Origin of the sequence: Streptomyces sp. NPDC048106 (assembly GCF_040706415.1) — a bacterium.
Classification (GTDB): Bacteria; Actinomycetota; Actinomycetes; order Streptomycetales; family Streptomycetaceae; genus Streptomyces.
The window spans coordinates 32,672-56,366 of the sequence record NZ_JBEZND010000055.1 but is presented as its reverse complement, the minus strand read 5'-3'; the positions used below and the strand labels follow the sequence as shown (position 1 = coordinate 56,366).

23 protein-coding genes and 2 pseudogenes are annotated in these 23,695 nt (G+C 70.1%); 8 read left to right on the top strand and 17 right to left on the bottom strand.

The window, feature by feature from the left end; genetic code table 11:
- Nucleotides 1-182: 182 nt before the first annotated feature.
- The 6 genes from AB0927_RS36715 to AB0927_RS36690 form a co-directional block, all read right to left on the bottom strand.
- Nucleotides 183-2,129: an FAD-dependent oxidoreductase gene (locus AB0927_RS36715; protein ID WP_366672171.1), complete on the bottom strand. Its 1,947-nt coding sequence runs from the start codon at nt 2,127-2,129 to the stop codon at nt 183-185.
- 18 nt (nt 2,130-2,147) lie between these two features.
- Nucleotides 2,148-3,281: an acyl-CoA dehydrogenase family protein gene (locus AB0927_RS36710; protein WP_366672170.1), complete on the bottom strand. Its 1,134-nt coding sequence runs from the start codon at nt 3,279-3,281 to the stop codon at nt 2,148-2,150.
- A 44-nt stretch (nt 3,282-3,325) separates the two neighbouring features.
- Nucleotides 3,326-4,717 carry an FAD-binding protein gene (locus tag AB0927_RS36705; RefSeq protein WP_366672169.1) on the bottom strand — a complete coding sequence of 464 codons (1,392 nt, stop codon included), beginning with the start codon at nt 4,715-4,717 and terminating at the stop codon, nt 3,326-3,328.
- Nucleotides 4,718-4,932: 215 nt separating this feature from the next.
- A complete protein-coding gene (locus AB0927_RS36700) occupies nt 4,933-7,449 on the bottom strand; it encodes an ATP-binding cassette domain-containing protein (RefSeq protein ID WP_366672168.1) in 2,517 nt (838 codons plus the stop codon).
- A gap of 12 nt (nt 7,450-7,461) precedes the next feature.
- Complete coding sequence (locus tag AB0927_RS36695) at nt 7,462-8,331, bottom strand: branched-chain amino acid ABC transporter permease (RefSeq protein ID WP_366672167.1); 870 nt, start codon at nt 8,329-8,331, stop codon at nt 7,462-7,464.
- Between the two features lie 192 nt (nt 8,332-8,523).
- Entirely contained in the window at nt 8,524-9,324 is an 801-nt protein-coding gene (locus AB0927_RS36690) for an SDR family NAD(P)-dependent oxidoreductase (protein WP_366672166.1), read from the bottom strand.
- 93 nt (nt 9,325-9,417) lie between these two features.
- On the opposite strand from AB0927_RS36690, the gene AB0927_RS36685 reads away from it, so the two are divergent.
- The 3 genes and pseudogenes from AB0927_RS36685 to AB0927_RS36675 all read left to right on the top strand — a co-directional run bounded on the left by AB0927_RS36685 (nt 9,418) and on the right by AB0927_RS36675 (nt 11,675).
- Complete coding sequence (locus tag AB0927_RS36685) at nt 9,418-10,518, top strand: NAD(P)-dependent alcohol dehydrogenase (protein ID WP_366672165.1); 1,101 nt, start codon at nt 9,418-9,420, stop codon at nt 10,516-10,518.
- Nucleotides 10,519-10,714: 196 nt separating this feature from the next.
- Nucleotides 10,715-10,809: pseudogene (locus tag AB0927_RS36680) on the top strand.
- 482 nt (nt 10,810-11,291) lie between these two features.
- Entirely contained in the window at nt 11,292-11,675 is a 384-nt protein-coding gene (locus AB0927_RS36675; RefSeq protein WP_366672164.1) for a VOC family protein, read from the top strand.
- A gap of 830 nt (nt 11,676-12,505) precedes the next feature.
- Here the strand turns inward: AB0927_RS36675 and AB0927_RS36670 are convergent.
- The 3 genes from AB0927_RS36670 to AB0927_RS36660 form a co-directional block, all read right to left on the bottom strand.
- Entirely contained in the window at nt 12,506-12,973 is a 468-nt protein-coding gene (locus AB0927_RS36670) for a hypothetical protein (RefSeq protein WP_366672163.1), read from the bottom strand.
- Between the two features lie 475 nt (nt 12,974-13,448).
- Nucleotides 13,449-13,697 carry a hypothetical protein gene (locus AB0927_RS36665; RefSeq protein WP_366672162.1) on the bottom strand — a complete coding sequence of 83 codons (249 nt, stop codon included), beginning with the start codon at nt 13,695-13,697 and terminating at the stop codon, nt 13,449-13,451.
- Nucleotides 13,698-14,010: 313 nt separating this feature from the next.
- Nucleotides 14,011-14,430, bottom strand: a complete 420-nt coding sequence (locus AB0927_RS36660; RefSeq protein WP_366672161.1) for a hypothetical protein — start codon at nt 14,428-14,430, stop codon at nt 14,011-14,013.
- 337 nt (nt 14,431-14,767) lie between these two features.
- On the opposite strand from AB0927_RS36660, the gene AB0927_RS36655 reads away from it, so the two are divergent.
- On the top strand, nt 14,768-15,439 hold the full coding sequence (locus tag AB0927_RS36655) for a hypothetical protein (RefSeq protein WP_366672160.1): 672 nt from the start codon (nt 14,768-14,770) through the stop codon (nt 15,437-15,439).
- A 288-nt stretch (nt 15,440-15,727) separates the two neighbouring features.
- Here the strand turns inward: AB0927_RS36655 and AB0927_RS36650 are convergent, their stop codons facing one another.
- Nucleotides 15,728-15,946: a hypothetical protein gene (locus tag AB0927_RS36650; RefSeq protein WP_366672159.1), complete on the bottom strand. Its 219-nt coding sequence runs from the start codon at nt 15,944-15,946 to the stop codon at nt 15,728-15,730.
- A gap of 694 nt (nt 15,947-16,640) precedes the next feature.
- On the opposite strand from AB0927_RS36650, the gene AB0927_RS36645 reads away from it, so the two are divergent.
- A complete protein-coding gene (locus tag AB0927_RS36645) occupies nt 16,641-17,573 on the top strand; it encodes a DNA-binding protein (protein WP_366672158.1) in 933 nt (310 codons plus the stop codon).
- A 16-nt stretch (nt 17,574-17,589) separates the two neighbouring features.
- Nucleotides 17,590-18,063, top strand: a complete 474-nt coding sequence (locus AB0927_RS36640) for a hypothetical protein (RefSeq protein ID WP_366672157.1) — start codon at nt 17,590-17,592, stop codon at nt 18,061-18,063.
- A 2-nt stretch (nt 18,064-18,065) separates the two neighbouring features.
- Here the strand turns inward: AB0927_RS36640 and AB0927_RS36635 are convergent, their stop codons facing one another.
- The 3 genes from AB0927_RS36635 to AB0927_RS36625 all read right to left on the bottom strand — a co-directional run bounded on the left by AB0927_RS36635 (nt 18,066) and on the right by AB0927_RS36625 (nt 19,572).
- Entirely contained in the window at nt 18,066-18,701 is a 636-nt protein-coding gene (locus tag AB0927_RS36635) for an isochorismatase family protein (RefSeq protein WP_366672155.1), read from the bottom strand.
- 424 nt (nt 18,702-19,125) lie between these two features.
- Nucleotides 19,126-19,281: a hypothetical protein gene (locus AB0927_RS36630; protein WP_366672154.1), complete on the bottom strand. Its 156-nt coding sequence runs from the start codon at nt 19,279-19,281 to the stop codon at nt 19,126-19,128.
- A gap of 45 nt (nt 19,282-19,326) precedes the next feature.
- Nucleotides 19,327-19,572, bottom strand: a complete 246-nt coding sequence (locus AB0927_RS36625; RefSeq protein WP_366672153.1) for a hypothetical protein — start codon at nt 19,570-19,572, stop codon at nt 19,327-19,329.
- Between AB0927_RS36625 and AB0927_RS36620 the strand changes: the two genes are divergently transcribed.
- A complete protein-coding gene (locus AB0927_RS36620) occupies nt 19,544-20,083 on the top strand; it encodes a DUF6262 family protein (protein WP_366672152.1) in 540 nt (179 codons plus the stop codon). The two genes, AB0927_RS36625 and AB0927_RS36620, sit on opposite strands and share 29 nt — an antisense overlap.
- A 5-nt stretch (nt 20,084-20,088) precedes the next feature.
- On the opposite strand, the gene AB0927_RS36615 is transcribed toward AB0927_RS36620, so the two are convergent.
- Nucleotides 20,089-20,487, bottom strand: a complete 399-nt coding sequence (locus AB0927_RS36615; RefSeq protein ID WP_366672151.1) for a hypothetical protein — start codon at nt 20,485-20,487, stop codon at nt 20,089-20,091.
- Nucleotides 20,488-20,572: 85 nt separating this feature from the next.
- On the opposite strand from AB0927_RS36615, the pseudogene AB0927_RS36610 reads away from it, so the two are divergent.
- Nucleotides 20,573-20,947 (top strand): annotated as a pseudogene (locus AB0927_RS36610) (ATP-binding protein); the annotation flags it as partial.
- 391 nt (nt 20,948-21,338) lie between these two features.
- Here AB0927_RS36610 and AB0927_RS36605 read toward each other — a convergent pair.
- From AB0927_RS36605 to AB0927_RS36595, 3 genes are all read right to left on the bottom strand, one after another.
- Nucleotides 21,339-21,812, bottom strand: a complete 474-nt coding sequence (locus AB0927_RS36605) for a cupin domain-containing protein (protein WP_366672173.1) — start codon at nt 21,810-21,812, stop codon at nt 21,339-21,341.
- A 24-nt stretch (nt 21,813-21,836) separates the two neighbouring features.
- On the bottom strand, nt 21,837-22,757 hold the full coding sequence (locus AB0927_RS36600) for an NADP-dependent oxidoreductase (RefSeq protein ID WP_366672150.1): 921 nt from the start codon (nt 22,755-22,757) through the stop codon (nt 21,837-21,839).
- Nucleotides 22,758-22,952: 195 nt separating this feature from the next.
- Nucleotides 22,953-23,666: a hypothetical protein gene (locus AB0927_RS36595; RefSeq protein WP_366672149.1), complete on the bottom strand. Its 714-nt coding sequence runs from the start codon at nt 23,664-23,666 to the stop codon at nt 22,953-22,955.
- Nucleotides 23,667-23,695 lie beyond the last annotated feature (29 nt).

The following is a 23,695-nucleotide window of genomic DNA, read 5'->3' as shown; positions in this document are numbered from 1 at the left end:
TGCTGCGCCCCCCACGGGTTGGGGCGGGCCCCCATGAACCTTTCCGGCGTCGCCGGCCCTTTCGCCGGCCGGGGCCGGCCTCGATGAGCGTGACGATGCCGCCCGGGTCCTCACTGAGCCGAGCGGCGCGAGCACCTCCGGGAACGTGCTGGTGAGGGACCCGTTGGTGTGGATGCGCCCGGTCACAGGGGAGTGACCCCGACGGTCTCCGCCGCCGCCCTCCCTTCGGCGATGGCGTGGGCCATGCGGCGCGGTACGACGCAGTCGCCGACCGCGTGAATGCTCTGGCCCTGGGCGGGAGTGAGTTCGGGGCGGTGCGGGAGGCGTTCGCCGACGGTCACCAGAACGTCGGCGGCCAGCGTCGACTCGCGGCCGTCCAGGACGTGGCGCAGCCGCAGTCCGTCGGAGGTCGTGGCCGTGACGGTGGTCAGCGGGACGATCCGCAGCGGCGCTCCGGGGAGCCGGTTCATCAGCTGGGTACGGTTCTCCGGGGACAGGCCGGTCGCGAACCCGTTGCCGGGCGTGATGAGGGTGACCTCGCTCGCGCCGGCCGCCAGCGCGCTCTCCACCGCGCTGATGCCCTGCCACCAGCCGAAGCCGTCGTCGAGGACGGCGACCCGGGGAGTGTGCGGCACCGCGTCGGTGTACTGGTGAAGGAAGTCGGTGCTGGTGAGGGTGTGCAGCTCGCCGGGTACGGACACGACGGCCTCGCGGGCGCCGGTGGCGAGCACGATCCGGGGATACGCGGCGAGTTCGGCGGCGGTCGGTGCCGTCCCGAGCACGACGCGGACGCCGAGGTCGGCGAGCTGGTCACGCTGGTGGTCGATGATCTTCTGCCAGCCTGCGCGGTGCGCGCCGAGGGCGGCCAGCCGCGCCTGGCCACCGACCTCCGGGGCGGGGTCGAAGACGACGACCTCGGTGCCGGCACGGCCCAGCGTCATCGCGCACTCCATGCCGGCCGGGCCCGCGCCGAGCACGGCGACAGGGCCGCCGCGCGAGCCGGGCCGGGCGAGTTGCAGGGGGATGGCCGGGCGGGTAGGGGATCCCGGCGGGCCGAGCTCGGGGTTGACCGAGCACGACCCGGTGGGCTCGAAGGTGCGGCAGCCCTCGTTGCAGCCTGTGCAGGGGCGTATGGCGCGCTCGTCCCCCGCGACGGTCTTGCGGGCGAAGTCGGGGTCGGCCATGAACGGCCTGGCCATGCCGACCAGATCGGCGCCCGAGCTCAGCGCCCGCTCGATGTCGGCCGTCGACCGGAAGCCCTGGCTGATCAGCAGCGGCAGTCCGACGGCCGCCCGCAGCCGGGCCACGGACCCGAGGAGCGGCGGGCGCGTGGTGGCCATGCCGGGGACGTAGGTGTTGCGGACGCCGGTGGTGACATTGACGTACGTGAACGGGGACGCGGCCGCAAGGCGCGGCAGCAACTCGATCAGGTCGTCGAGGCCGAGCCCGGAGTTGTCCCCGGGCTCGACCGACACCCGTACGCCGATCGGGTGGCCGCCGATCTCGCCGCGGATGGCCTCGATGACCTGGGCGAGCAGGGCGATCCGGTCGCCGTACTCGTCGTCGCGGGTGTTGTTGACGCGGGAGAGGAACTGGGCGAGCAGATAGCCGTGTCCGGCGTGCAGCTCGACGCCGTCGAAGCCGGCCTGCACGCTGTTGGCAGCGGAGATGCGGAACGCGTCGACGACGCGGCGTACTTCTTCGACGCTCAGCGGGTGGGGTGCGCTCGCTTCGCGTGGGGAGCGGACGGCCGCGGCGGAGACCGGCGGGTAGTAGGTGCCCGCACCGAGGGTTTCGCGGCCCAGGTGGACGAGCTGGGCGATGGCCACGGCGCCGCCGTCGGTGATGGCCTCGGCGCGGCGGCGCACGGCGTCCTTGATCTCGGGGCGCCAGGCCTCGGTCAGGTAGCGCTGCGGCACGGTCGAGTCCAGGGCCACGGCGGTACCGCCGGTGATGACCATGCCGGCGCCGCCCTGGGCCAGGCGCCGCCAGTAGGCCGCGTCGGCATCGGTGGGGGCGCCGGCGGCGACGGCCGCGGTGGCGTGCGCGGTGGCGACGAGGCGGTTGCGGAGGGTGTGCCCGCCGAGCGCGAACGGCGCGGCGAGGGCGAGTTTTCCGTGATCAGTCATGTGTGTCTTTCTGTCTGCTCAGGCGGCGGCGCGGGCGTCGAGGCCGATGAGTCGGGCGAGCCGGGCGCGGTGCTGGTCCGCCGTGCCGAACAGCACCGCGCTGCTGCGCGCGCGGCGCACGTACAGGTGCGCCGGGTGTTCCCAGGTGAAGCCGATCCCCCCGTGGAGCTGCACGTACTCGGCCGTGGCCAGGCGGAAGGTCTCGGAGCAGACCGAGGCGGCGGCGCTCGCCGCGACGGGCAACTGCGGCGAGCCGAGCGCGACACAGGCGGTCGCGTACGAGGACGCCGAGCGCGCCGCCTCCACCGCGACCAGCACATCGGCCAGCCGGTGCTTGACGGCCTGGAACGAGCCGATGGAACGGCCGAATTGGTGGCGCTGCGCGACGAACTCGACGGTCGCGTCGAGGGCGTGGCCGCTGCCGCCGACCTGTTCGGCGGCGAGGGCCGCCCGGCCCGCGTCAAGGGCGGTCGCCACGTCACCCGACTCCCCCACGGGTATGGCGGGCGCGCTGTGGAACTCGACCCGGGCCTGGCGGCGGGTCTCGTCAAGGACGTGGTGCGGGGTACGCACGCAGGTGTCGTCGGCCGGTTCGACGGCGAACAGCCGTGGCCCCTCGGCGGTGTGAGCGCGTACGAGGATCAGGTCGGCGCCCGCACCGTCGAGCACGAAGTCCGCCGCGCCGCGCAGGACGGTGCCGCTGCCGGACGGCTCGGCGGCGATGCCGGAAGGTTCCTGCTGGAAACCGGCCACGGTCGCGGTGAGCGTGCCGTCCGCGATCCGCGGCAGATGGCGCTCGCACGCCTGCCGGTCTCCGCTGCCGAGCAGGGCCTGCGCCGCGAGCACGACGGTCGACAGCAGCGGCGCGCAGTACAGGACGCGCCCGGCCTCCTCCAGGGCCACGGCGAGTTCGGCGAAGGTGAAGCCCGAGCCGCCGTACTCCTCCGGTATGGCCAGCCCGTGCACGCCGATCTCGCCCGCGAGCCGCGCCCAGAGCGCCTCGTCGTATCCGCGCGGAGTGGCCAGATGCGTGCGGACGTCCTCGGGGCCGCTCGCCTCGGTGAGGAAGTCCCGCAGCACGGTGCGTAGTTCGCGCTGTTCCTCGGTTTCGGACAGCAACTGGGGGTCGATCTCGGGGTGACGGACGTGCATGGGGTCTCCAACGTGCTTGTGGGGCGGAGGGAAGCTGCTGGCGGTCACCTCGGCCGGGACTCCGTGCCCGGGTCGATGGAGATCGTCTTCGTCTGGAGGCGAGGGCGCTGCGCGCAGGCGGCGGTCTCGGCAGCCGTCAGTCCGTAGACCAGCGCCGAGGCGAGTCCTCCCGCGTAGGCGCGGTGCCACAGGCCGCCGGTGTCGGATCCCGCGGCGAGGAGGCCGGGCAGCGGCTTGCCGTCCTTGGTGAGGACGCGGGCGCGGTCGTCGATGCGTATGCCGTGGAACGGAAACGTGATGGCGGGCACGGTCTCGATGACGTAGTACGGCCCTTCGTCAAGCGGGAGGCGGTCCAGTTCGCGGCCCGGCGTCAGGTCCTGCCCGGTCGGGGCCTGATCGTTGAACAGCTTCACGGCGTCACGGATCGCCTCGCCGTCGTAGCCCCACTCTGCGGGCAGGTAGGCGAGTTCGTCGAGGTCCTCGGCGAGTCCGACGCGTCCGCCGCGTCGGCTGGCGAGGGCGTACTTGTCGACCGCGACGGCGCCCTTGACGTAACTGCCGACGATCCAGTCCCGGAACACGCGGGCGTCGGCGATGAGCAGACCTCGGCTCTCCGGCTGCTCCAGGAGGGCCATGGCGGTGAGGTGGTCGCCCAGCGTCTCGTCGACGAACCGCTCGCTGCGCAGATTGAACAGCAGCGCATGCTCGCTGTAGTAGAGCGACATGTCGACGAAGTCCGCCGGGTCAGCGAAGGGGATGCCGCTGGGGATCAGGTGTCCGTAGAACCCGGCGTTGTCGCCGCTGACGGCCGCGCCGGCGGCGGTGGCGAGCCGGTAGCCGGCGCCCTGGCTGTGCGGGTTGGAGCGCAGCTGCATCCGGTCGGCGTGCGGGTGCACGTGGGTGTTGCGCAGGGCGGTATCGCCCTGGAAGCCGCCGGTGGCGATGAGGGTGGTCGTGGCGCGGATGCGGCGGCGCTCCCCGTCGGCGCCGCGCACGTCGCCACCGGTTACGGCACCGTCCTCGGTCACAAGCCGCTCGGTCTCGGTCTCCAGGAGCAGTTCGCCGCCGCCCTCGACGATCAGCCGGCGGCAGGTGTCGACGTAGTGGTTGGTGTCGAACTGGTGGCCGCGGCCGAAGCTGAGAACGGGCTGGGCGTCCTTGGCCTCGACGCCGGTGGAGCGAATCCACTCGACGCCGTCCGCGAACCGGTCGACCAGGGCACGCTTGAGGGCCTGGTCGCCGTCCGGGTTGTGGCGGTCCATGGTGGCGTGGTCGGGCGCGGTCCAGGCGTAGCCCGCGAAGCGCGCGGAGCCGCCCACGTCCGCAGAGCGTTCGACGACGGCGACGGACAGGCCGTCGCGGACGGCTCGGGCACCGGCGGTGAGTCCGGCCATGCCGGCACCGATGACGAGCAGATCAACACCTTCAGTGTGCACGGGTCGTTCTCCTCCGGCGAGGTTCGGTTGCCCGGTCGGGCATGCCGGCAGCTCGCCAAACTGCCGGCCAGCAAAAGCGAATCGTTTTCAATGCATAACAGCCCAGAATGGATTACCGTCTGATTCTGTGCTGATGGATCTGTTGAGTCCGGTTCAAATTGCTTCGCAGGGCCGTTGGACGGGCACGTAGGTGTTCGCGTACGGCGTCGAGGAGCTCAGCCCTGGCCGACGGCCATCGGTGAGTCCTCCCCGCCGTCGAAGTAGGCGCGTTCGGCCAGGGCGAGGAAGTCGGGGTCGGGTGCCGCACCGTGGGCCGCGACGCGGCCGTCGTACAGCACGACCACCTCGTGGCAGGTGGACGCGGCCCGGGCGAGCGACTGCTCCAGCAGGACGACCGTCATGCCCTTCCGCGCCAGCCGGCCGAGGCGGTCGTACACCTCGGCGACCATCGCCGGCGACAGACCGAGCGTCGGCTCGTCGACGATCAAAAGGTCGGGACGGGACATCAGGGCACGGGCGATGGCCAGGATCTGCTGTTCGCCGCCGGACAGCCCGGCGGCGGGCACGCCCATGCGCTCACGCAGTCGCGGTGGCAGCCAGTCGATGGTCTCCGCGAGCCGCGTCCGTAGCTCGGCGCTCTTGACCCCGGCGGCGTACGCGGCGACCTCCAGGTTCTCCCGCAGCGAGAGCGTCTTGAACAGAGCGCGACCTTCGGGCACCAGGGCGCTGCGCAGGTCGCCGTCGGCCTCCCGCCGACCGCGGCTGGGCGTGAGCGTGCCGTGCAGGATGCGGCCGAGGGTGCTCTTGCCCGCGCCGTTGGCTCCGACGACGCCGAGCACACCGCCCCGGGCGACGGTGAGGTCGATCCCGCGCAGCGCGGTGACGCCGCCGTAGGCGTGGTCGACACCATCGAGGGTGACGGCCACGTGCTCGGCGCCCGGGTGGCTCGGGAGTTCGACGCGGTCGCCGACCTCGCCCAGGTAGGAAGAGCGCACGCGCGGGTCGTCGAGGATCGTGCCGGGGTCGCCCTCGCCGACAGGCCGGCCGAAGTCGAAGGCGACCACCCGGTGGGCGACGGCGAACAGGTCGTCGAGGACATGGTCGATGATCACGACGGCCGTGCCTCGCTTCTGCTGGCGCACGATCTCACGGGACAGCAGGGTGCGCTCGCCGGCGTCGAGGCCGCCGAACGGTTCGTCCAGGATGAGGAGTTCGGGTTCCTCGGCGAGGGCCCGGGCGAGGTCGAGGCGCTTGTGCAGGCCGAACGGCAGCTCGGCGGGGTAGCGGTCGGCGAAGGGGGCGAGGCCGACGCTCTCCAGGAGTTCGGTGGCCCGCGCCCGGTGCCGCACGGTGACGCGACGGTGCGTGCAGAGGATGTTCTCGGCGACGGTCAGCTCGGGGAACGTCTCGGCGTGCTGGAACGTGCGCCCGATACCGAGGCCGCGCCGCGCGGTGGGCCGGGTCTTGAGCAGGGGCCTTCCGGCGTACTGGGCGGTGCCCGTCACGCGTCCGCCGCCGATGAGCCCGGACAGGACGTTCAGCAGGGTCGTCTTGCCGGCACCGTTGGGCCCGATGATCGCGACGGTTTCACCGGCGCGGACGGACATCGACGCGCCTTCGAGTGCCTTGAGGCCGCCGAAGGTGACGCCTACGCCGTCGAGGCGCAGCAGTTCGGGAGCGGTTGCCGTGGGTGCGGGCACCGGCTGCGGCGCCTCGCCGGCCGCCTCCGCGAGCGCCGGTGGCCGGGCGGTGGTGCGCCGGTACAGTCGGCGCAGCCTGCGGCCGAGGAAGGGCACGACCCCACCAGGCAGGAACAGCAGTGCCGCAACTAGCACGATGCCCTGCAGGATCGGCTGCGCCACGTGGACGCTCTCGGCAGCCGTCGGCGCCCAGGTGAGATACGCGCCGCCGACCACCGCGCCGAGCAGGGTCCCCGCGCCGCCGAGGACGCAGGCGGCGATCAGGGAGATCGCCAGGGTCAGCGAGAACGGATCCGGGCTCACGAATCCGACGACCAGGGCCAGCAGGACGCCCGCCAGCGCGGCGCACGCGCCGCTGACGGCGAGGGCCAGCGCCGACTGCGCCTCGGGCGCGATGCCGATCGATCGCGCGGCAAGCGGGTGGGACTTGGCGGCGACCAGCCGCATCCGCAAGGCGGTCGGCCGGGCCAGGGCGGCCAGCGCGAGCACGACTCCCGCGGCGCCCACGGCGAGGTACTGAGCCTGTGCGCCCGCGCTGGCGACCGTGCCGAGTCCCAGGGCGCTGTCGAGCTTCTCCACTGGTATGCCCTGGTCACCGCCGGTGACGCTGGTCCACTGGCCCATCACCTCCAGCGACACCATGGTGAACGCGAGGGTCAGCAGCGCCAGGTACAGCATGGAGAAGCGCGCACCCGCCCACCCGAGGAGCGCACCCAGGACAGCGGCGCATCCGACCGCACCGAGGACGACGAGTTCCACCGGCCACCCGTGGGTGCTGCCATACGCGGCGAAGTAGGCCCCCACGGCGAAGAAGGCGGGATGGGCGATCGACCAGATGCCGGACCAGCCGGCGAGCAGACTGACCGACAGCACGAGCACCGTGTAGACGCCCGCGACCCCCACGGAATAGGCCTGGTAGGGCGGGATGGCCCCGGCGTGCACGACGAGGATGAGCACGGCTGCTGCAAGCGGTCCGAGCACCGCTCTGGCGAGGCGCGAACGACTGATGACGGACCGGCTGATGACGGACAATGGACCGCTCCCTCAGACCCGCTGGAAGGCACGCACGCCGAACAGCCCCTGCGGGCGGATCAGCAACACGGCGATGGTGAACGTGAACACGAACGTGTCCCGGTAGCTGGCCGACACGTAGCTCGCGGCGAGATTGTCGAGTACCCCGATCGTCAGCCCACCGATGACAGCGCCGTACATGCTGGTCAGGCCCCCGAGGAAGATCCCGGCGAAGGCGCGGAACAGCGGTGCGCTGAGCACCGTCGGCACCAGTCCGGCCCGGGGTGCGTACAAGACGGCTGCGAGCGTGGCGAGTGCGAGCCCGAGCGCCCAGGCGATACGGGCGATGCGCTGCGAGCCGAGGCCGAGGATCTGCGCCGTGTCGGCGGACTCGGCGACGGCGCGCATGGCCGAGCCGATGGTGGTGCGTCCGAAGAGATAGGCCACCAGGGCCATGGCGACGGCCGCCACGCCGATCGTCAGCAGGCTCTGCGTCGGGATCGCCGCGTCGCCGATCGAGACCGACCCGTCGATCAGGCTCGGGAAGAGTCTCGGCTGGTCGTCCCAGATGGTGCTGATGAGGTTCTCCGCGATGATGGAGAGCCCCATCGTCATCACCAGCGCCGAGAGCAACTCACCCTGGGCCAGCGGCCTGATGACCGTCTCGCGGGCGGTGAGGCCGACCACGACGGTCACCCCGATCGCGACCACCGCGGTCGGCAGCACCGGCCAGCCTCTGTCGTACAGCGTCAGCGCCGCGTACAGCCCGATGGTGGTCAGGCTGGCGAGCGCGAAATTCACCACATCCGTGGCCCGATAGATGATCACCAGCCCGAGGCCCATCAGGCCGTACACCGCACCACTGGCGAGACCACTCACCAGGACGAGCAGGAACTGATCCACGTCGACCGACTCCTCGCGCCAACCGCCCGTGTCCAGCGGCGCTCAGCACCACCAGACGTCTACAAACTGAACTCAATTCACGAACCGTAGGGGTGGCGATTCCCGTCGGGCAATACCCGTGCACGACTTGATTCCGACGCGAGGGGCGACGGCCCCGGCGGACGGGGCCGTCGCGGGCGGACTCGATGTCGATCAGACCGTGAAGCGGCCGCCGTTGGCGAGCAGCACCGCGCCGACCAGGTTCGCCGCGGCGTCGCTGGCCAGGAAGAGCGCGATGTCGGCGATCTCCTCCGGGGTCGCATAGGGGCGCACCCGCGGATCGGCCAGATCGCTGCGCAGCGCCTGCGGGGTGCGCGCCGCCATGCCGGTGTCCGTCGGCCCCGGCGCGACCACGTTCACCCGGATCCCGGACGAGATGACCTCCTTGGCCACAGCCTGGCTCATCGCGTGCACACCGGCCTTGGACGCCGCGTAGTGCGGGTAGCCGACCGGGCTGTCGAAGACCGACGAAGAGCCGATGACGACGATGGCACCGGCTTCGGCCGGTCGCATCGTCCGTACGCCGGCGCGCAGCACATGGAACGTGCCGTCCAGGTTGACCCGCATGACGCGCCGCCAGTCCGCGTCGTCAAGGTGGTCGGTGACCTCCGGCAGCCGCCCCCCGACCAGTGCGTCCGCGATCAGTTGCTTGGCCTTCGGGTCGTCCACGCCGGCGGCGTGGACGAGCACGTCGAGGCCCCCCTCCTCGCGCAGTACCTCGGCGATCGCGGCGTCGACCGCGTCCGCGTCGGCCACGTCGAGCGCAACCGCTCGGCCGGCGGGCAGTTCGGCGGCGACGGCCTTGACCGCCTCGCCGTTCAGGTCGGCCAGCACCACGGATCGCGCACCTTCGGCGGCCAGTTGCCGGGCGACCGCCGCACCCATGCCGGAACCGGCACCCGTCACGAACGCGACCTTGCCCGCGAACCGGCCCTGCTGCACACCCTCGCTCATCGTCCGACTTCCTCTCCCACAACAGTTACTGAACTGACTTCACCTCTGTTACCGTCACGACTGGTCAACTGACAAGACCCGGGACGGTGAAGCATGAAGGCACTACGGCTGACAGGGTGGGGACGCGCCCCCGAACTCGTCGACGTCGAGCGGCCGGTGCCCGGCCCGGCGGAGGCGCTGGTGCGGGTGGAGGCCGCCGGACTCTGCCACTCGGACATCCATGTACTGGACGCCGAGCCGGGCGAGCTGCCCTACCGGGCGCCGTTCACGCTCGGACATGAGGTCGCGGGGCGCATCGTCGCTGTCGGGGCCGGCTTCGACGGTCCGGCGCCGGGCGAGCGCGTGGTGGTCCATGGCCCCTGGGGCTGCGGCTCCTGCGGCCGCTGCGCGGCGGGCCAGGACAACTACTGCGACCGGCGGGGTGACCTCGACCGGCACGGTGTCGGGCTCGGGGTGGACGGCGGCATGGCCGAGTACGTGCTCCTGCCCTCCGCGCGCCATCTGGTGCCGATCGGGGATCTGCCCGCCGATCAGGCTGCGCCGTTGTCCGACGCCGGGCTGACCTCGTACCACGCGGTCTGCGGTGTGCGGCGCGCGCTCGGCGACGGCACGACCGCGCTGGTCATCGGTGTCGGCGGGCTCGGGCATCTGGCGGTGCAGATCCTGCGGGCGATCACGCCGAGCCGGGTCCTCGCCGTCGACATCCGGGAGGAGGCGCTGGCCCTCGCGACCCGGTCGGGCGCACATCTGAGCCTCCCGATGGTGGACGGCGCCGCCGGGAAACTGCGCAAGGAGACCGGTGGGGTGGGCGTGGACGCCGTGCTCGACTTCGCCGGCACCGACGCTACGCTGGCGTTCGCCACCGAGGTCCTGCGTCCTGGCGGGGAACTCGCGGTGGTCGGCAGCGGCGGCGGTCAGCTGATGGTGCGCAAGCCAGGCTTCCTTCCGCCGGGTTTCCGGCTCTCCCTGCCGTTCTGGGGCACCCGCGACGAACTCGCCGAGGTCGTCGCACTGGCCCGCGCCGGGACACTGCGCGTGGAGACCGAGGAATTTCCCCTGTCCGCCGCGTTGGACGCCATCGACCGGCTCCGGCAGGGGCGGATACGGGGGCGAGGCGTGCTCGTCCCCTGGCGTACGGACGCCCCGTGCCCGGCGGAGCCATCAACTGCGCCGGCTACCAGCAAGATCGGCTGACCACCGGGGGCCGACGTCGTCCTACCCGTCCGTACGACCACGTCGCGCCCCGTCCGGTGCCCAGGTGATCTCGAAGTCTCCTGGGGCAGGCTCGCTGGCACCCTCGCCCCGGACTTTGTCATGTCAGTCCCCTGTCAGGGGCCCGTGCGACTCTCTTTCATGTGAACGGCTCGGACACCACCGGGGTCGGGAACAAGGAGAGGTGCCCGGAGTGGTTGATCGGGGACCAGCGAGCACGCCTCGAGGTCGGATCCGCAAGGGTCCACGCAGGTTCGAATCCTGCCCTCTCCGCCTCATGCGGCACGCCGCCCACCAGGGAAGTCCCGGTGAGCGGCGTGCCGATGCCGTGCGGCATCGGAGACCGGCGCCGACGGGCTGCCGTGGCGTCCCACACAAGCTGATCCGCTGAACCTCGCGTCGCGGGCCTGAGCCTGGGCGGGCTTCGGTACTCGCACTGCGTTGGCGGGTTCTCCGCACAGCTCGGGTCATCGACGAGAACCGCTGCCGTTGACCCGTCTCTCATCGACGCGCGGTCGTTGCCCCGCGGCGCCCGGACCTCGACCGGCCCGGCGCGAGGAGAGCCACCACACCGAGGACCGGGCGCACTCCGCGCCCAGGAACGCCGGCGGGCCATCACCGGCGCCCACCTGGTGCCCCTGGTCCGCGCCGGAGCCCTCTCCAAGAACGGCGCCCTGGTCGAGCGCGAAGGAGCCACCGCCGCCTGATCACACCTCACACACGACAAACAAGCGATCATAAGGGAGGCTGCCGGAATGAAATCTCGGACTGATGAAATGTGGTGGGGAACGGCGATCGAGGCGCCAGACCCGAGCGGCTTGGCCAGGTTCTACGCCGAACTGCTCGGCTGGCACATCGGACACGAGGAGCCGGGCACAGCCATCGTCGCCGCCTCACCGCAAGGCCCCTTCTTCGTATTCCAGCAGGCAGACGACTACCAGGCTCCGGTCTGGCCTCCGGCCGACGGGCAGCAGCGTCCGATGATGCACTTCGACTTCCAGGTCAGCGATCTGGACTCGGCGGTCGCTGAGGCGGTCGCCCTGGGCGCCACGCTTGCGGAGGTCCAGCCACAGGAGAACGTCCGAGTGCTCTTCGACCCCGCCGGCCACCCCTTCTGTCTATGCTACGACGAGGGATGAGCGGCTCGATCACGCACCGTGCGACCGACCGTCGTCGTCCCGGCCCGCCTCGTCACGGCATCCGCGACGCGGGCGGCGAGGCCCGTACGCGCCTCGCCGCCCACCGCACCCGGCCACAGGAGGGAGCCACAGCATGGGCACTGGTCAGCACGTCGTGGAGGCGTACGGCCAAGAGGTTCGCACGGCGGCGCTGCGGTGTACGGGCGCCCCGGCCGAGGTGTCCGCGAGGGACGACTTATGAGCTGCCGGCGGCACCGCACAGCGGACACTTCCTGCGACCTGTGATGCTTCGCCGGCCGGGCCCGGCGGCCCGACTTCGGACCACCGGGTCACCCATGCCGCCGGCTGTCAGTACCAGTACCAGCGGCGGGCGGGCTTGTTGCTGAAGATGCGTCGCATCGTTGCGGCCATGGCTACTCACCTCCTTTCGGTGACATATCCGGTCCACCGCGGTGTGGTGTGTCGCCGACCAGCACGCAGGTCGATCGGTCCCCCCGGTCGGCGAAGCAACGTGTGGTCCCGGAGAGCGTTTCCGCTGCCAGTCCGGTATTCCGATGGCCCTCCGCCACCTCTGCGAGACGACCGCGCCAGCAAGGCAACTCGGCAGTCGTGTTCATGGCCCTACACGATACGGACGTCCACCAGGTGTGCCCATCGAGGAAGCAGATCCGGCTGCTTATGACCAGCCTCCGCCAAGGCTTGGCAGAGCGCGTCGAGGACCTGATCGGGGAAGAAGGACAACGCCTGCCGCGATTACGCGCCGGCAGCTACGCCTGCCAGGTCACCCACTCCGAGTCCTTGGACGGAGGCGGCAGCCGAAGGCCTGCGGATCACCGCGCCCCCGGCTGGGGTTCCTCGCCGTCGTAGGCCGCCAGCGCAGCCTGGCGGCATTCCAGCAGGTCGCCGAGGGCCTCGGGGGTCACGAGCTCCTGGGCCAGTACCACCGTCGCCCTGGCCTCGAGCGAGGCCCATGCATGCCGGGCGCGCTTGTTGGCGCGGCGCCTGGAGTCGCTGCGCAGGAAGCCCGCTCCCGCCGCGAACCCGGCGGAGGCCAGAGCCGCGAGGGCGGCGGGAACGCGCACGTCCGCCGATGCCAGTCCTGCCGCGCCCGCCGCGCCCGCGAGCAGGGCCGCGGGGAAACCGAGGGCGATGTCCGCCTTCGTCCAGAACTCGGCCCGGCGGTGGGCGAGTGTCCTCTGGCGCGTCGCCTCGTCTCTCAGCCGCTCGATCTCGGCACGCAGGCGGTGCGCGGGCTCGTCCGGACTCAGGCTGGTGGTTCCGTCAGCGGAAGTGGCCATAAGGGAATTCCAACATGCCTGTGCCAGAAGGTACTTGGTGGGTGCGGACAGCCTTCGAGCGCGGCGGACGTGAGATTCCCACGATGGCGTCCCGTCAGGCGGCGCAGTCGATCCTTACGTTGTAGGCGGGTTGGTTTCGGTCACTCGCAGGAGTGAAAGGGACTGCTGGAGAGGAAGCAACTGGAGGCCGACATCGTGCCCGTCCGGCCTTCCGAGGCAGGTGAGGCGGCGGGGTGACTGTACGGCCTGCTGCAATGCACTGTCCGGCTGCTGCCGTCAGACGAGCGTGACAACTGGATGGAGGAACAGCGAGGCTATCGCGCCGATCTCTCTTCGCGGCGCTCCTGCTGGCTATGGGTCCTTCGGCAGCTCATCTTCCGTGCACACGTGGTGTGGGCGGGTCGAGGGCCGCCTGACGCTGTCTTGGGCGACATCGACAGCGACCTCCGAACTATGTCGGGCTGCAGCACATCGTTCACTGCCTCTCCTCGGCCTCCTGCAAGTCCCGCACCAGCCACTCAAGCACCTGCTTCTGAATCGCCCTCTCCTCGCTGCTCAGGTTCGCGTCGGCCTGCGTCTCGCGTACGCGCTCGGCTGCCTCACAGTGGCGGCCGGTATCGAACGTTGCAGGCTCGCGGGCGGCGGTGGGAACCCTACGGTGTTGGTGACGCTGCGCGGGTTGTTCTCGGGTGAGGGGGCCTTCGCGGAAGGCCTGCTCCCACACGGCTTCCGCGTGGTCTTCTCTTCTCGCCGGTGAAGTTCTCCTGCCCCTTGAACGAGGCGAACGGCCGTACTGGCAGTGCCAGTTCGAAGGGCTCCGCCCACCAGCACGCCAACGGGCCAGAACGCTCGACGCCGTCAGCGTCGACGAACCCGACCTCGACGCCCGAGGCGTACTCCCAGGCAACGGCCACTGCTGCGGCCCCGTCCACGAACACCTCCGCCTGCCGCGAGCCCCGTCACTGCGAGGGTGGAGCACGCTGGGGGGTGTCATGGCCGAGAGCCGGACACGTCACGCGAAAGGGTGACAACTCGCCTCAAACCGTGTCGGCGACGAGGAAGATTCCGGATGCACTGGTGCCCGGCCTGATCTGCCGGGGATCAAGACTCGATTCCGCAGCGACGGTCGGTACGTCGCAGTCACCCCAAGTCGCCGCCCAACTGCTGGCCAGGTCGTCTTCGGGGTCGAGGTCTTCGGGCTTGCCTGAGATGCCGAACGCATCCAGAAGGCGGCGCTCGACGCCAAAAGGCTCGCCCAGCGCCAGCTCAGGGTATTCGGAGATCCACCACCTGATGACGGCGCCGCCTTCGGCGATCAACCACGCCTCGCCGTCGTTCTGCTCGCTGTGGAAGGAGGCCTGACCTCGTCCGAATTCCGAGCTCAGCTGTTGGCACAGGTCCGTGACGAGGTCGCTGCGCGTCAGATAGGGAAGCCCGCACCACGCCCCGACGATCAAGGTTCATCCCTCGGTTGATGGGGTGATCACGACTGGTGAGAATCGCTCCTCGCCGCTGTGCGCAACCTCGTCGATGAGATCGACACCATAGTCAGGCTGCAGGTGAAACCAGCGGGCCGGGCAGCCGGCCTTACAAGATCATCTGAGACGCCGAGCGAGTCGGTCCAGATCATCTGAGACATGGACCAGATCGCCTGAGACGGGACAATCCCTCCGCCGTGACCGCATCGTGATCAACCCTGTCCTCTGACACCGAAGTTGGATCGTTTGCCATCGACGTTGGACGGCTCAGCGAACGCCCGATCTGCCGTCAGTGGCGTGCGCTTGGATAGGCCGCATGACTGTTCACGACGTTGCCGAGGCTCTTCCTGATATCCCGACGCTGCGGGACCGGTGTCGGTCGATGGCCATGCTGGAAACTGTGCTGAACCCTGACGGTGAGCGCTACTACTCATTCAGCCGGGCCTGGTCAGAGACGGAGGAGATCGCCTCCATGCGCAACGGCTCGGGGGACGAGTTCGACGTCATCTTCTCTCCGGCGGGCGCGTATGTCCGAGGCTTCGACCACGAGTCGGCGATGAGCCCGTATGTCGACGACGCGCCCTGGCCAGGCGTAGTGGACTCGGTCCCCGAGGTGTTCCGTAGTTGCCTCGAAGAGCCGGCCTTCACAGACGACGGAATGCCCAGGGTGACGGCCTGCATGTGGCGTGAGGCGGGAAGCGATCATTGGCAGGCAGGAGAGATCGACTTCCCTGAAGACAACGCGGACCCTGACGGCTCAGGTTGGCTGTTCCATCTGCTGGTCGACCCATCGCCGGAGGCATTTCAGAAGTTCGCGGAGGACTACTACGAGATCCCGGTCGACATCCACGCGGTGCGCCACGTATATGCCCTTCGCCCACTGACCCAGGACGTGGTCACCGTTTTGAACGGCAAGGCATCCCTGGCGGGCATTGCCGACGCGGCCGCCGCGATCGGCTCTGCCATCGCAACCGGCTCGGCTCCCTGACCTGAACCTGCCGGAGAGGTTCGCGGGTGCGGAGCGCGCCTGCCAGAGCCGACAGCGTCCGCCAGGACATCAGAGCGGCGATGGCCGAGGCAGCGCCGGCCAGTGTGACGACCAGCGCGGGGGCGGCAACTTCGCCCAGCGCGCCTCCGGCTGCGGCGGCCACGCCCTGCAGCGTCATCGTGCCGGTCAGCAGCAGGCCGAACGCCTGACCGCGCTGCGTCTCGGGCACCGCGTCGAGAAACCTGTGGGCCAGTGCGAGCTGATAGGCGACGCCGAAACCGGACACGGTCAGCAGGATGGCGGCGTATGCCGGTGCGGGTGCAGCGCGAATCCCAGCAGCGGCAATCCGAGCGCGAGCGCGAGAGGGCTGGCCAGCCGTTCCCGGCCCGCTGGGCGCACCAAGCGGCCGACGATCAGGTTGCCGGCGAACATCCCGGCGGCGACCGCTGCGAACAGCAGACCGGCCTCGTCGGGCGCGCCGACCTGCGCGGCGTACGGGACCGGCACGCCCTCGGCGCCGACTGTCAGCGCCGGTGGGAGCCATTGCGTGCGAGTGCTGCGCGGGCACGCAGGCCGCGCACGGGGTAGCGGGGTGATGCGGTCCCGGCGCACCACGCGCATGAGGTGCCCGCGCGCTGCCGGTTGGTCAGGGTGTCCAGGTTGATCGTCGGGGCGTCCACCAGCGGTGGCAGGTGGCCCGTCGTGCTGCGCGTCGTCGTGAGCAGTCCCCTCGCGCTCGCGGTTGGTTCGGCGTGGTCGTCCCCGACGGGGGTGGCGGGGACGACCACCGGGCCGTGACCCGCTCTGGTGCGGGGCCGGTTGGGCTGACATACAGTCAATGATCACTGTCCGCTGTGGGACCATCACCCATGCGGCATGTGCATACGGGTACGCGTTCAGCGGGTACGGGCAGGCGCCGAAAGCCGCAGGGACTCGTAGCGTGGGGGACGTCGTGGACTTCCAGGCAGGGACGATCCGGGACGCCTCACGAGCAGGCCCTGGGCCTGTCGCAGTCGGCCGTGTCCCGTCTGGAGAAACGCGGCCAAGCCTCCTACAGCACCGACGTCCCGGCCGCGGCGGCTGCCCATCTTCAGATTCCGCCGGCGCTGGTGGGTCTGGCAGACGGGCGCACAACCCAGGTCCAGGCGAGAGACGACGATCCCATGCACCGACGCCCGTCCTCGGCGGCGCGGTCGCCGCGATGGCAGCGCCCATCCTGGCCGCCGCACCAGACGCACACGACACGGCCGGCGGACAGGCCGCCGCCCTGCGGCTGACCACGAGCGCCTACCGCAGACTCGACGGCACCACCCCCTCTCGTGACCTCGCCGACGCTGTCGACGGCCATATCCGGCTCATCCAGGCCATCACCCGCACCGCGGCCTCAGACGCGGACCGCGCGCGGCTGGCCGCCGTGGGCAGCGAGGCAGCCTCCTTCGCGGGCTGGCTCGCCTGGGACAAGGGCGATTACGCGTCGGCCCGCTCCTGGTACGGCGGGGCCGTCAAAGCCGCACGCGCCTCCTGCAACGCCCTGCTGACGGCCTACCAGACAGGCACACTCGCCCAGTTCGAGGCACACGCCGGCAACGGTGTGGAAGCCCTCAATCTCGCCCGCCGTGCCCGGCGGGTGCTCGGCGAGAAGCGTCCGGCCGTCGCCGACGCCTGGCTGTCCAGCGTCGAAGCCCTCGGGCACGCGGCAGCCGGGGAGCGGCGCCGGGCCGACCAGGCACTGACCGCGTCCCGCGCGGCGGCGGAGCCGTTGGCGGCCGAGCAGGAGCCTGTGCCGTGGCCGTGGATGTTCTCCTTCACCCCGGACAAGGTCGCCGCCTGCCGCGTCACCTGCGGCGCCCGCCTCGGACTGCCCGAGTGGGTACTTGGTGAGGACGTGGAGGCCCTGACCACCGGGCATTCGAAGCAGCGCGCTCTGCTGGTGCTCGACATCGCCGCAGGCCATCTCGCCGGCGGGCGGGTGGAGGCCGCGTTCGCCCTCGCCTCCCGCGCGCTCGACACCGGTCTGCGCTACCGGTCCGGCCGGATCGTGGAACGCGCCCGCGGTCGCCGTAGCCTCACCACCAGCTCACCGCCCAAGGTGGTGCGGGACTTCGACGAACGCCTCCACGGCGTCTACCTGTAGGGAGGATGATCACGGCATGAGGGTGGGAATCACCGGCCACCGCGGACTGAGCCCGCACGTCGAGGAACATGTACGGGCGCTCCTGGCCGACCAGATCCAGCAGTACGACCCGGCCGAACTCGTCGGCGTCTCCTGCATCGCCGACGGCCCCGACTCCTGGTTCGCCGAAACCGTCCTGCAGCACGGTGGCCGCCTCGAAGTGGTCATCCCGGCCACCGAATACCGCCAAGGCCTGCCCGACTGGCACCACCCCGACTACGACCGGCTCATCTCCCACGCGGCCGACGTCCACCACACCGGACTGACCCAGTCGACCCCCCAAGCACACCAGACCGGCTCCGAGATCCTCGTCGGGCTCTCCAACGAACTGATCGCCGTATGGGACGGCAAACCCGCACGAGGTTACGGAGGCACCGCCGACGTAGTGGCATACGCCGAACGCACCGGCGTCCCCGTGCGCGTGCTATGGCCCATAGGAACCAGCCGATAACGTCAGCAGGAGGTCCTGCACGAGGACGCCGCCGAGGCCCTGCAGAAGGTCATCGACCAGCGCAAGATCGCACCGGAGCGGCCGTTCACCGACGAGCGCACCGGCGAGGAGATTGGGACGACGCGTTCCTTGTAGGTCTTGCGGCAGACAGGCGGAGCCGCGCGGTGCCGTCGGGTTGTGCTGACGCCGGAGACGACCAGAGTGGTGATGCCGCGCTCGCGTAGCTGCTGGACGAGGTCGGTGGTGGACATGCCGCCGTATCGGATTTTGCGCACGCCGATGTCGCCGTCCTGGGGAGCCAGGCGCTCGTGGATGGCGGTGGCAGGGTCCTCATGGTGCATGACGCGGTGTTGGGCCAGCGGGGCGAAGGACTTGTTTGAGGCTGGGATCGCGTCCCAGTCGGCATCGGTGAAGCCGACGCGTACGTAGGCGATGGTGCCGCCATTTGCGCGAACGTCGGCGATGGCCCCTTCCACACGACCGAGCAGCGCGTTTTGGTCCTCGCCTTCGGGCACGAAGGCCAGGATCGCGGGCTGGTAGTCCATGACGAGAAGAGCGAAGAGCCGAGCGACGCCCAGCGTGCCGCCGTACGGCGGGCGGTGCGCCGCTTGGAGGCCGGCGGTCTTGTCGAGGTCCACCGCCTCCGTGTCGGCCGCGCCTACACCCAGCAGCGTGCTCGCTTCTGGCCGCCGCGCTACGACCGGCGCCTGGCGCCGAACCGGACCACATCCGGGCGGGGCCTTCGTCGTGCGGTAGGTGGTTACCGGAGTTTGCCGCGTCCGCCTCCGGGCGCTGCGGCGGCACGCTTCCCGTGCACGGGCCTGCGTCCCATCCGGGGCCGGCGGGGTTCGCCGTCCAGCCCGGCGGCTCGCCGGGCCAGCTCCCCCAGCTTTTCCTCCGGCAACCCGGACATCTCCACGGCCTCACGAACAACGGCTCCGCACTCGGGGCGTGAACAGTGCGCAGGCGATACGGGATGACCGGGCATCGGGTTCTCAGGCGGGAGGTAGGTGGCCCCGCATCCGATGCACAGGAAGATCGGTCGCATGGTGCTCTCCTCTGTCAGCCCTGGCCGCTGCCGTGACAGGCTCCGCAGGCCCCGGTCCACGAGCGGGTGGCGGGTACCTGGTTGCCGTCCTTGTCGATTTCGACGGTGTGCTCGGTGTGCTCGGTCAGTCCGCTACCGCCGCAGGCACCGCAGGGCTGGTCTCCAGACATGTGGTCAGGATGCCCTACCCGGGGGCGGGTTGTCAGGGCGATGAATCACTGGTCACTCTTGCGGTACCCGGCTTTCTGCTCAGCCTTGACGGCTTCGGCCAACAGGTTCCGGCGTTGGTCGTCTTCTCGACCGATTCGTCCGACCTGGACGTCGGTCACGCCGAGTTGGCGAGCGGCTCGGATTTTCCCGCCGTGTTCGGTCTCGGCGAGGCCGCAAACCATATTGGCGTAGGCGCGCTGCCAGAGGGCGTCCTGGCGCAGGATGGTGCGTCGACGCGCCAAGCTGAGCACAGACAAACTCCAGGCGCTCGCCGAACTCGGACTCGACTGGGCGGCAGCCCAGGAAACGGCTTCGCTCGCTGGAGCGGCCACGGAGGTCGCTGCCCCTGCCGAGAACCGGCACATCGCCGCCCTGCGGCAGGCAGCCCAGGACAAGCACGAACAGGCCGTCCAACGAGCAGAGACAGGCATCCGGCGACTGGTCAAAGCAGGCAAGGAGATCAACTTCCGGGATGTCGCCCGCGCGGCGGGCGTCAGCTTGGACTTCCTCTACGCCCACACCGACCTGCGCAAACGCATCGAGACCCTCCGAGGGCAGCAACGCACTAAGAGCCGGCCTCTCCGGCAGGAGCCCTCAGCCAACGAGGGATCGGTCATCCATACCCTCACCGAGGCCCTCCGCCGCGAACGCACCGCCCACCGAGCGCGCGTCCAAGAGCTCGAACAACGGCTGGCCGCCGCCCACGGCGAGATCCTCCGCCTTCAACGGCAACTCCGGGAGCACGGGCTCGAGAGCCGTTGAACTGCCTACCGTTCCGAAACACCGAACACGCGCGTCACGCAACTGTCGAGCAACACCCCAAATGCCCTCGGCGACTCAACAGCAGGAGCTTCCGTCACCAGATCTCCCGCCAGGGTGAGAGCGTCCACGTCTGCCCAACCCCCGCAGAACAGCACGACCCCGAGTGCAGCCTCCTCCCGCCCCGACAGCACCAGGCCCATCGAGTCTGGAGCAGTGACACAACCTCGGTCCGTCTCCAGAGCTTGCGGCCATGGCGCAGCCGCATCCCTCCACGTCACAGATTCAATGACCAGACAAATGCGCTCCCAGCCGAGGCGGCGTTCGGCGATCTCAGCTGCGGCTTGATCAAGGTCAATAACGCGCTCCATGCGAGGATCTTCGCCCGGATCCACGCTGCTATCCACCCCATATCACCTTGCCGACGGCGTCCGCAGCGTCGTAAAGAGCCACTTCACCGTTTCATGGACTTCCAACCCCGGATAAATCGAGTCCTTCGACTTCGACGCCAACCCGAACATCGACCCGGCCACCATCCACACCCCCGCCAGCTGTGAGTGGATCAAGAAGAGCCAGCCCCTCTGCCTGATCGGCGACTCCGGCACCGGCAAGTCCCACATGCTTATCGCCCTTGGCACCGAGGCTGCGATGAAGGGCTACCGCGTCCGCTACACGCTGGCCACGAAGCTGGTGAACGAGTTGGTCAAGACCGCGGACGAGAAGCAGCTGAACAAGATCATCGACCGCTACGGACGCGTCGACGTCGACCGCCTCACCTTCAACGGCACCATCATCGAAACCGGCACCGACTCCTACCGCCTTGCCTCCACCCGAGCCCGAGCCGAGGAGTCGGTCAAAGCCAGCTGACCTCTTCTTGTCCGCTTTCAGGGTCCGCCGCCTCGGCGGCGGACTGACGACTGCGTGAACGAGGGACTACCTCATCGTTCAGCGTGGTCGCCGTTCTACTCGACAGCATCCATGAACTGATCGTGCGCTTGCAGCGCACGCCCTCTACCTGGACTCATCAGAACGATCGTCTTCGCTTCGCCAAGGGCTTTGGGACCCGCCGGCGATGAGGGTCTTGTAGGCGGCCGGGTGCTGCTTGCCGATGTTGACGCGCTGGGGGTCGGTCATGATTCCTTCGATTCGTTCGGGGCGGCCTGCGCCGCGCACTTGGCGTGCATGGGGTGGCCGGTCGGATGTGTGTGGCAGGGGCCGAGTGGCGGGCGGGGCGGTGCCGCCCGCTACGTGCCCCGGGCTACGACGCCGGGTCGTCGACCTTGAGTTTTTCTCCGGTGTTGGAGACGAAGACGACCAGGAGCCTGGCCCGTTCGGTCGGGCTGGTGTTCTCGGTGAGGAGGTGGTGGGCACCCGGCGGCTCGACCCAGTAGTCGCCCTGGTGGTAGGTACTCACGGACTTTCCGGCGAGCTGGCTGCGAACGGTGCCTTCCAGGACGTAGGCGTAGCCGAACGCCTGGCCGTGCCGGTGCGGCATCGCACGTGCGTCGGGCGGGAAGTCGACGATCAACGAGGTGAACGTCTTGCCCTTCACATTCGGAAGGGCCTGCTGAAGCAGCGGTTTGAGAGTTTCGGTGGGGCGTGTCGATGCCATGGCCGCAGGTGATGCCACGGCCGTGGTCGAGCCCCTGGCGTGGGTGGGCTGGTTGGAGGTCGAGCAGGCCGTGGCCGCCGTCAGCGTGGCGACGGTCAGGAGGCCGACGGCGATTCGCATTCCGATCACGATGAGTCTCCTGATTCAGTCTTCCGTGACGCGGATGATCGTCTTGCCAGGGGTGCGCTGGCCGGGGGCGAAGGCGGAGGGCGCTTCGGCGAGCGGCCGCACAGCGCCGACGAGCGGCTTGAGCCGGCCGTCCCTCAGCCGCGTGGCGAGATCGGCGAGCCGGGCGCGGTCGGGTTCGACGACGAAGAAGATTGCACGCCCGTCCTTGGGCTGGACCTTGGGCGGCATGACGATGGTGACCAGCGTGCCACCGGGGCGGACCAGGGCGGCCGAGCGGTCGAGGATGTCGCCGCCGATCACGTCGAACACGACGTCGACGTCGCCGGCGCCCTCCAGCTTGTCGGTCTGCAGGTCGATGAAGGTGTCGACGCCGAGGGCAAGTGCCCTGTCCCGGCCGGAGGCCCGGCCGGTGCCGATGACGCGGGCGCCGGCCTCGCGGGCGAGCTGTACCGCGATCGAGCCGACGCCGCCCGCGGCACCATGGATCAGGACGGTCTGGCCTGTGGTGAGGCGGCCGTGGTCGAACAGGCCCTGCCAGGCGGTCAGCCCGGAGATCGGCAGCGCGGCGGCCACGGTGTGGTCGATGTCCGCCGGCAGCGGGGCGAGGTTGCGGGCCTCCACCGCGGTGTACTCGGCGAGCGTGCCGTCACGGGTCCAGTCGGCCAGGCCGAACACCCGCTGTCCGACGCTCAGGCCGGTGGTGCCGTACCCCAGCTCCACGACGACACCGGACAGCTCATGCCCGGGCACGCTCGGCGTCCGGTCGCGGCCGGCGCGATCGGTCCACGTGGCGGGCCAGTCCAGCTCGCCAGGGGTGAAGCCGGCGGCGTGCACCCGCACGATGACGTCGTTCTCGGCCGCGTGGGGGTAGGGCATGTCCGTCAGGGACATCCCGGCAAGACCGGCGTCACGGTTTCGCACAGTGATGGCTTGCATACAGGTCCTTACTGCGGAGGGGCGAAGGGGCGACCCGAGCGCACAGCGCTCGCGCGCAGGGCTCGTAGCGGCTGCAGGTGGATGTATGCCGTTCTGCATGATCGATCTCACCTGCTCTGGCGTCTTCCTTCGTCACCCGTTGTGCGTTCTCATCAGGGAGACGAGGCAGCCCCTCCGCCCTCCGGGTGTGACAGCTCAGCCGCGCACGGGTTTGTCGGGATTGAGGACCCTGCGGTACGCGGTGATCAGGCCGTCCGTGATCTGGACCGTGTCGTTCGCGGTGGTGACCGCGCTGATGGAGCGGAGGTTGCCGCTGAACGTCAGGCAGACGCCCAGCCCCGCGACGACCGATCCGCCCACGTATACGGCCGGCAACGCAACAGCGATGGCCACCGCCAGTCCGGACGCACCCAGAGTCAGGAGAACCGCCCCCAGCAAGGCGGCGAGCCGTGCCGTATGCCGAACGGACCACAACCCGCCCACGCTGTTGGACAGGAACAGCGCCGCGATGCTGAGCCCGCCCGCAGCGCCGGACCGCACATGCAGGACATTGCTCACCAGGGACGGAGTGAGCGCGAGGAACGGCCGGACTTCCCGAGGACCGCGGCCTCTCGGTCGCAACGACGCCAGTCCCATCGCTCGCGGGACGAGTGTCCCAGGGATCGTGAGGACGACCGCGGCCAGAACGACGAAGGTCAGCGTCAGGACGGGAAAGAGATACGATCGGGGCGTCAGGTCAACTGAACCAGCAGCCCCACCACTCCCGCGCCGGTGGCCATGCCGATACTCGTGCCCAGCGCTCAGCGATCCGACCGTCGACAGGGCGCCGAGCAGACCCACGACATACACCGCGAAGATCGGTGACGGTGCGCTTGCCGTGGCCATCATCACATTGGCGCTGGCCAGCACGGCGAAGGCCGCGCCTCGCCCGAGACGAC